The organism is Pseudomonas sp. KCJK8993, from assembly GCF_046230915.1.
In the GTDB taxonomy this organism is placed as follows: domain Bacteria; phylum Pseudomonadota; class Gammaproteobacteria; order Pseudomonadales; family Pseudomonadaceae; genus Aquipseudomonas; species Aquipseudomonas piscis.
In genome coordinates, this window is sequence record NZ_JBJJLO010000006.1 from 96,291 (window position 1) to 103,547 (window position 7,257).

General features: G+C 63.4%; 9 protein-coding genes. 5 read left to right on the forward strand and 4 right to left on the reverse strand.

Features of this window, described 5'->3' with window-relative positions; translation table 11 throughout:
• Positions 1–24 precede the first annotated feature (24 nt).
• The 3 genes from ACK6AU_RS03855 to ACK6AU_RS03865 form a co-directional block, all read right to left on the reverse strand.
• The gene (locus tag ACK6AU_RS03855; protein ID WP_409297839.1) at positions 25–921 is read right to left on the reverse strand and encodes a hypothetical protein; all 897 of its coding nucleotides are present in this window, start codon (positions 919–921) and stop codon (positions 25–27) included.
• Positions 918–2,696, reverse strand: a complete 1,779-nt coding sequence (locus ACK6AU_RS03860) for a hypothetical protein (protein ID WP_409297841.1) — start codon at positions 2,694–2,696, stop codon at positions 918–920. Before ACK6AU_RS03860 ends, ACK6AU_RS03855 begins: the two co-directional genes overlap by 4 nt.
• 125 nt (positions 2,697–2,821) lie before the next feature.
• A complete protein-coding gene (locus ACK6AU_RS03865) occupies positions 2,822–2,989 on the reverse strand; it encodes a hypothetical protein (protein WP_022640067.1) in 168 nt (55 codons plus the stop codon).
• 109 nt (positions 2,990–3,098) lie between these two features.
• Between ACK6AU_RS03865 and ACK6AU_RS03870 the strand changes: the two genes are divergently transcribed.
• The 3 genes from ACK6AU_RS03870 (at position 3,099) to ACK6AU_RS03880 (ending at position 4,865) form a co-directional block, all read left to right on the forward strand.
• Positions 3,099–3,347 carry a hypothetical protein gene (locus ACK6AU_RS03870; protein WP_409297843.1) on the forward strand — a complete coding sequence of 83 codons (249 nt, stop codon included), beginning with the start codon at positions 3,099–3,101 and terminating at the stop codon, positions 3,345–3,347.
• Positions 3,348–3,349: 2 nt separating this feature from the next.
• Entirely contained in the window at positions 3,350–3,919 is a 570-nt protein-coding gene (locus ACK6AU_RS03875) for a peroxiredoxin (RefSeq protein ID WP_185701630.1), read from the forward strand.
• A gap of 91 nt (positions 3,920–4,010) precedes the next feature.
• On the forward strand, positions 4,011–4,865 hold the full coding sequence (locus ACK6AU_RS03880) for a LysR substrate-binding domain-containing protein (RefSeq protein ID WP_022640069.1): 855 nt from the start codon (positions 4,011–4,013) through the stop codon (positions 4,863–4,865).
• Here the strand turns inward: ACK6AU_RS03880 and ACK6AU_RS03885 are convergent.
• Positions 4,855–5,604, reverse strand: a complete 750-nt coding sequence (locus ACK6AU_RS03885) for a sulfite exporter TauE/SafE family protein (protein WP_185701629.1) — start codon at positions 5,602–5,604, stop codon at positions 4,855–4,857. The two genes, ACK6AU_RS03880 and ACK6AU_RS03885, sit on opposite strands and share 11 nt — an antisense overlap.
• A 105-nt stretch (positions 5,605–5,709) precedes the next feature.
• On the opposite strand from ACK6AU_RS03885, the gene ACK6AU_RS03890 reads away from it, so the two are divergent.
• Positions 5,710–6,660, forward strand: coding sequence for a LysR family transcriptional regulator (locus ACK6AU_RS03890; protein ID WP_185701628.1), 951 nt, complete (start codon positions 5,710–5,712; stop codon positions 6,658–6,660).
• A 75-nt stretch (positions 6,661–6,735) separates the two neighbouring features.
• The gene (locus ACK6AU_RS03895; RefSeq protein ID WP_185701627.1) at positions 6,736–7,197 is read left to right on the forward strand and encodes a MarR family winged helix-turn-helix transcriptional regulator; all 462 of its coding nucleotides are present in this window, start codon (positions 6,736–6,738) and stop codon (positions 7,195–7,197) included.
• Positions 7,198–7,257: the final 60 nt, after the last annotated feature.

The window sequence follows — 7,257 nt, forward strand, 5'->3', positions numbered from 1 at the left end:
CATCCTTGCCCATCCAACGCCGTCTCAAATCCGGTAGTCTCCGGGCCAGCCGCCCAGAGGGTCCCGCCCGAAACCATCGAGACTGGCCGTAGCGGCCTCCTCCCATGCCAACAGGCTGTAGCCTCCCAGGTCGTCGGGCAGGTCCGCAGCCGAAGGCGCCAGCACTATGGACGGATGCAATTGCCCGAGGATGTCCTCCACGCAGGTGCGGGTCGTCGGCCGGCAGCCATCGACGGCCAGCACCGCCGCCCCCGGGGCCAGCGCTTCGACCAGGACGGTATGCCCGTGATTGCTGCAACTGACCGAGAGCCGACCTTGCATGCGCTGTTTTTCGATCTGCCGCGCCGGCTCTTCAGCCGCCGCCAGGACCACCGCACAACAGCCCGTCGCCCCCATGATCCGGGCCTGTGGATAGCAGCTGCGCAAGCTGGCAAAGGTGGACTGCTTGCCAGTGAGGACGATCAGCCCGTCCCGCTCCTGGAACTGCCTGGCCAGGCTCGCCGAGGGCTGGTCGCTGACGCGCAGCAGCTCCTGCACCTGCAGCAGGCTCGCCAATTCGGCGATCACTGCGCGGGCCTGCGGATAAAGGTCATCGCGCACCGACACCGTGGTGGCAATGCCCATCAAGGCGAATGGCACGGCGCGGCGAATGGCATGCAGGCAAAAACCGTAGTAAGGCAACAGGCACAGGACCTCCTCGCCGTAGGCCTGGGCCTGCGCCTGGCCCAGGTCCTCCTTGGCGCGGATCAGCGCCCAGCGAAACAGCGCCAGCAACTCGCTGTGCAGCACATCGCGCCACATCGCCAGCGGCATGCGCGGCTCCGGCAGGCGCCTGGCCAGGGCGTCGAAGTCCTGCTCCTCGAACAGCAGCTCATGAAGGCGCGCCAGGGGCTGCACCGTCTGGAAGTAGGGCCGGTTCATCTTGCACTCCAGGCCTGGCGCTGCAGGACCGAATCCTTGCCGGTGCAGTAATGGGCGCGAATGCCATCCAGGAAACTCCAGGCCAGCGACGGCAGGATCGCCGCCCGCGCCACGGAATCGCGACTCACCTCGCCCCGTGCCAGCAGGTACTGGATATTGCGTGAGGGTCGCGCGTCATGGCCCAGTTCATCATCCAGTTCATCGTGGGCCGCCATGGCCCCCAGCAGCGCGGCGCAACGGGGATTGTTGGCCGAAACCCGGGAATAGAACTTCATGTGGCGATCATCGCCGCGGCATTCACTCAGGCTTTTTTGCAGGTAGGTCGAACCGATCAGGTAACCCTTCCAGTCGTGGCGCGCCAGGTCGCTGAGGTAACCGACGAAGGCCGCGGTGGTGGGCAGCGGCCGCATCGCCGCAGGCTGGCGGACGCCCAGCTCCCGCAGGCGAGGCTTGAGAATGTCGCAATGGGTCAGTTCGTCCTGCAGGTGCTGCAACAGGTTTTCGCGGATCCGCGCATCCTGGCAAGCGGCAATCGCCGGGCTGACATGGCGGGTGGCCGAGGCCAGGTAATGGAAATTCTCCAGCATGTAGCCAATCACCAGTTCGTCGCTGCAACCCTCGGTCATCTGTTGCCATAAAGGATGGCCGTCCACCGACACCAGCCAATCCGTGGTCATCCGCTCGATGGCCGCGACGCTGTCGGCGCCGACACCCTGGCTGTCGACCAGTTGCTCGTGGATCTGCCCCAGCAGCAGGCAGAACGGCGCGCCGTTGGCGGCCAGTGGTGGTACCCGGTGCCCCAGGGCATAACAGGAGGCGACGATGATGTCTGAAGGGTTGTCATCACCAGAGCGCTCGCCGTTGACCAGGCTCATGACACTGGCCGGCCAGACCGGCAAGCCCTGGAAGATGCCCACCTCCAGCGGCGAATCGCAATCGCGCAGCGGTTGGTCCAGGCCATCCTCGGCGAGCACCTGCGCCGCCGTGACGATGGAACTGGCGCAGCCCTGTTCGAGGGCGGACAACCAGCGGTAGATCATCTCGCTCAGGCTGCACACCGTGTTCAGTACGCTGGCCACCACCGAGGCGGGATGACAGCCCTGGGTGCGGACCGCCTTCTTCCAGTTCTCGGAGTGCCCGTAGTCGAGGTCGGTGGCGAAGTGACCCAGCACTTTGTTGGTGGCCATGCGGCTCAACAGGTTGTGGCCCACCAGCAGGTCGTGCCAGCCAAGCACGGCCTCTTTCTCCACCGAGGAATGTTCCATAAAGCCGGAACAGGCAGCGGACACCAACTCGCCCATGGCCGCGATGTGCCGGGACAGGTGGATCCACTCCAGGGTCGCCGGCAAGGGCCTGGCCAGACGCACCACGTCGTTCGAGCAACCGATGAGCTCCAGGGCCTCGTTGAAAAACCGCGCGTGATCCCATTCCTCCAAGGCATGCCTGGAAAGCATCAGGGTGATCGGTGACAAGCCGATACCCGGGCTGACGGCAGGGCACATTCGAGAGGCAGCGGCAGCCAGGTAATGCCGGGTTTCCAGGATGTAGGCATGCAACGCGGATTGATCACCCTCGCGGATCTTTCTCCAGATCGGATGGCCATATACGAACTCTTCGGCGGCGGTGTATTGCTCGCCGAGCAACAAGATGAATTCTTCCGCGCTGAAGTGACTGTCCAGTAACGACAAGTTGAGACTCTGGGCCAGGCGTTCGGTAAAAGAGGCATTGTCGCTCAGCGTCGAGATCGGCGCTTCCACGCGCCCCAATAACAACACCGCATGATCGCCATGGGTACTTCGCGCTAAAAATGGAGGGCTACGCAATGGTTCAGATAGATCAACATGATTGTTCCGAGTAGTGATTTCCATTTCTGATCCGCCCTCCAAGACGTTAGCGTCGGTTACTCGACTATGGCTGCCCTAAGTTGCTTGGCGGCCTTCTCCGTACGCTCTACCAGGCCGACCAGGGCCTTGAGGTCTTCTGGCGCCAGCTTGCCGGCCTTGAGCTTGGCCTTGAGCTGGGTAAGTTCTGCATTAGTTGGTTCGGCATGTTCCGCTTTCGCGCTCATGAAAGGACCCTCCAAAGTTGGTCGCAATCCCAGTACAGACCATCTGTACATGGCATCCGCAACACTAGTAGTGGATATAGCTTTAGGCAAACTCGGGAAAAGATAAAACATGCCATTAATCGGCATTATTCCGAACAAGCAATTCTTATCGCCGGAGGCAATTAATAAAAATCAAACCATAGCCAACTACTTTATCGAACCTTACTTATTTCCAAGCCTGATAATAACTATCGCCAAACTATCAACTTCGAAAAGTTCCCCCATAAAAGCAGGAACAACGGAGAGCACCTATAACAGTCTTGCAGTCGCCGGGCGCGACAAGACCGGCAAGCACAACCGGAGCAGCCAGGAGCATTAACGATGAGAGACATGCTGAACGTGGATTGGTCGAGCATTCCCGCCCCCCAGGATGACGGCGCGGCCCGGCACCTGGCCGGCCGGTACCTGCCGCAATTGCCGCTACCCTCGACCACCGGACAGGCGGTGGACCTGTCCGTGCTGCCAGGCCGGACGGTGCTGTACATCTATCCGCGCACCGGCCGGCCGGACCTGCCGCTGCTCGAGGGCTGGGACCAGACCCCCGGGGCCCGTGGCTGCACCCCGCAATCCTGTGCCTTTCGCGATCATGCCCAGGAGCTTGCGGCAGCGGGCGTGGCGCAATTGTTCGGCCTGTCGAGCCAGGACAGCGCCTACCAGCGCGAAGCCGTCGAACGCCTGCACCTGCCCTTCGCGCTGTTGTCCGATGCCGAGGAGCACCTGGCCCGGGCCCTGGCCCTGCCACAATTCGAGCTCAACGGCAGGCGTTTTCTCAAGCGCCTGACCCTGGTAATCGAGGACGGGCGGATCGAGCAGGTGTTCTATCCGGTGTTCCCCCCCGATCAGAATCCGCAACAGGTGCTGGCCTGGCTGTCGTCCCGAAGCCGGGCATGAACGGGCAGCCCGGGGGATGACGGCGCTGGCCCGTGGGGAATAAGATCAGCCGCAAGAATGCTTCCTGCGTATCCATCTCAGGGTTTGATGAATGTCCCAGTTCCCCAGCATCGATACCGAAGTACTGCGCACCTTCGTCGCCATCGCCGATGAAGGTGGTTTCACCCGGGCCGGCGAGCGGGTCAACCGTACCCAGTCGGCGGTGAGCATGCAGATGAAACGGCTGGAGGAGGACGTGCTGCAACGCCAGCTGTTCCAGCGCGACGGCCGCCAGGTCAAGCTGACCGCCGAAGGCCAGGTGCTGCTGGGGTATGCCCGGCGCATCCTCAAGCTGCACAGCGAGGTATTCAATACCCTGCGCGAGCCGCACATGGTGGGCCTGGTGCGCATCGGCACTCCGGATGACTATGTGATGCGCTTCCTGCCGGGCATCCTGTCGCGGTTCGCCCAGAGTTACCCGTTGATCCAGATCGAGGTGCATTGCGAATCGTCCAGGCAACTGTTGCAGCGCCAGGACCTGGACCTGTCCATCGTCACCCGCGAACCGGGCAACGAAATCGGCCAGTTGCTGCGCAAGGAGCGTTTCGTCTGGGCCGCGGCCGAGTGCTTCGAGCCCCCGGGGCAAACACCGCTGCCCCTGGCGATGTTCAACAGCGACTGCTTCTGCCGGCTGTGGGCCTGCAACGCCCTGGATGCCAGCGGCCTCGACTACCGCATCGCCTACAACAGCTCCAGCCTGTCGGCGATCATGGCGGTGGTCAGCGCGGGGCTGGCGGTCACCGCCCAGCTGGAGAGCCTGATCACGCCTGATTTGCGCATCCTGGGAGAAGCCGAAGGCCTGCCGTTGCTACCGGAGGCCAGCATCATGCTGGTACGCAACCTCAACCAGCCCTCGCCGATCACCGAATGCCTGGCCGAACATATCGTCGAGGGCTTCAAGTCCTGAGTCCCAGCATCACTGCGCACATCACCAGGAAGGCGCAGAACAATGCGCGCAGCAGGCGCTCGGGCAAGGCATGGGCGACCTTCACGCCCCAACTGATGCTCAGCAAGCCACCGGCCGCCAATGGCAGGCCTACCAGCCAGTTCACCTGGTGATGCAGACCATAGGTCACCAGGGTCACCCCGGTGCTGGGCAGGGCCAGGGCCAGGGACAAGCCCTGGGCCACCACCTGGGTGGTGCCGAAGACACTGGTCAGCACCGGGGTAGCCACTACCGCGCTGCCCACCCCGAACAGCCCGCCGAGCGCCCCGGAAGCCGCTCCCAGCGCTCCCAACCAAGGCCAGGAATAGCGCATCGAGGACGCTGTCGCGGGCGCAGTGCCGAACAGCCGCAACAGGTTGTAGCCGGACAGGGCCAGGAGGAAAACCACGAAGATGGTACGCATTTTCTGGGGGTCGATACCCACCGCCCAGATCGAACCGAGCCAGGCGAAGCTGAAGCCCATCAGCGCCAGGGGCAAGGCATGCCGGGCCTCGATACGGTTGTGCTGGTGATAACGCCACAGCGCCAGCATCACGTTCGGCACCACCATCACCAGCGCCGTGCCCTGGGCCAGTTGCTGGTCCAGACCGAACCACACCCCCAGCACCGGGATGGCGATCAACCCGCCACCGATGCCGAACAGGCCCCCGACCGTCCCCAGGGCCGCGCCCAACAACAGATACATCAATGAATCGATCAAGACCGCTCTCCTCACTCGAGGCTTGCATGCTACGCAGTCACCGCTGGTACGGAAACGCACAACAACGCACAATGGCTTTGCTGTTTTCGCATAGCCGAGCTGACCATGAATCCCAATACTCTTACTGAACAACTGGGGCTGTTTCTCGATGTGCTGGAAGCCGGCAGCTTCTCCGCCGCCGCCCGCCGCCATCCCCTGACCCCTTCGGCAGTGGCCCGGCGTATCGACGGCCTGGAAAAAGCCGTGGGCACCACGCTGTTCATGCGCACCACCCATGCCGTAGTGGCCACCGCGGCCGGCCTGGCATTCGCCGAGCGGGCCCGGCGCATCGTCGCCGAGCTGCAACTGGCCAGGGCCGAGGCGGCGTCCTTGAGCCATGCGCCGGAGGGGCTGATCCGCATCGATGCCCCCGCCGCCTTCGGCCGCCGCCACCTGGCCCCGGCCATCGCGGATTTCCTGATGCTGTATCCGGGCCTGGATGTACAACTGCACCTGATCGACAGCTTCGTCGACATGCAAGGCTCGCATCTGGGCAAGGTCGACCTGGTGCTGCGGGCCGGACAGCAGGTGGACACACGCATGGTAGCCACGACCCTGGCCAGCATCGTGCGGATCGCCTGTGCCAGCCCAACCTACTTGAAGAGCCGCGGCACCCCGGTCCACCCGGCCGAACTCGACCAGCATGATGGCCTGGACTGGGATGGCCTGGCTCCGTTGTTCGCCTGGCGCTTCGAACTCGACGGCCAACTGCAGAGCCATCGTCCACGGCGGATCCGCTTCAGTGCCAACAACGCCGAGGCCTTGCTGTCCGGGGCCCTGGCCGGCCTGGGCATCGCCCACCTGCCAACCTGGCTGGCCAGCGAACATCTGTTGCGCGGGGAACTGGTGCCGCTGTTCTGCAACAGCGGCTTGCCCAAGCCGGAAACCGCCGGCATCTATGCCTTGCGCATGGAGCAGCATCCCAACGCCCGCAGCCGCCTGCTGCTGGAATACCTCAAGAGCCGGTTCAGCCCCATTCCTCCATGGGACCTGGCCTTGCAGAGCGCCATGGGCTGAGCCCTGGCGAATTTCATCTGGCGCATTAAAGATTCGCCCGCTAGATTCAGGACCATCAATGACCAAGGCTTCGACATGACCACCGAACGCGCCACCTCGCCCGCCTGCGATCCCCTGCTGTTGGACAACCAGCTGTGCTTCGCCCTGCATTCCACCTCATTGCTGATGACCAAGGTCTACAAGCCGCTGTTGCAGCGCCTGGGGCTGACTTATCCACAATACCTGGCGATGCTGGTGCTCTGGGAACGCGATGGGCTGACCGTCGGCGAAATCAGCCAGCGCCTGCTCACCGACCCCGGCTCCCTGACCCCTCTGCTCAAGCGCCTGGAGGCCGAGGGCCTGCTCAGCCGCACGCGCAGCCGTGAAGACGAACGAGTGGTGATCGTCGAATTGACCGAACAAGGCCGTGCCCTGCAAGCCCAGGCCCAGGCAATACCGCAATGCATCCTCGGGGCCAGCGGCCAGACGGTGGCGCAACTGCGCCAGTTGCAGGAAGACCTGCTGGCCTTGCGCCGTAATCTGCAAGAAAGCCTCTAGCCCTGCGCAGTGACTCCCGCCCCCATCTTGGGGCGGGTCTTTCGGTAAAAATTTACTTAA

Excerpts from the sequence above, each read along its gene's own strand:
- ACK6AU_RS03875 (WP_185701630.1), top strand. The coding sequence starts at position 3,350 with ATGAGAGACATGCTGAACGTGGATTGGTCGAGCATTCCCGCCCCCCAG.
- ACK6AU_RS03855 (WP_409297839.1), bottom strand. The coding sequence starts at position 921 with ATGAACCGGCCCTACTTCCAGACGGTGCAGCCCCTGGCGCGCCTTCAT.
- ACK6AU_RS03890 (WP_185701628.1), top strand. The coding sequence starts at position 5,710 with ATGAATCCCAATACTCTTACTGAACAACTGGGGCTGTTTCTCGATGTG.
- ACK6AU_RS03880 (WP_022640069.1), top strand. The coding sequence starts at position 4,011 with ATGTCCCAGTTCCCCAGCATCGATACCGAAGTACTGCGCACCTTCGTC.
- ACK6AU_RS03895 (WP_185701627.1), top strand. The coding sequence starts at position 6,736 with ATGACCACCGAACGCGCCACCTCGCCCGCCTGCGATCCCCTGCTGTTG.
- ACK6AU_RS03865 (WP_022640067.1), bottom strand. The coding sequence starts at position 2,989 with ATGAGCGCGAAAGCGGAACATGCCGAACCAACTAATGCAGAACTTACC.
- ACK6AU_RS03870 (WP_409297843.1), top strand. The coding sequence starts at position 3,099 with ATGCCATTAATCGGCATTATTCCGAACAAGCAATTCTTATCGCCGGAG.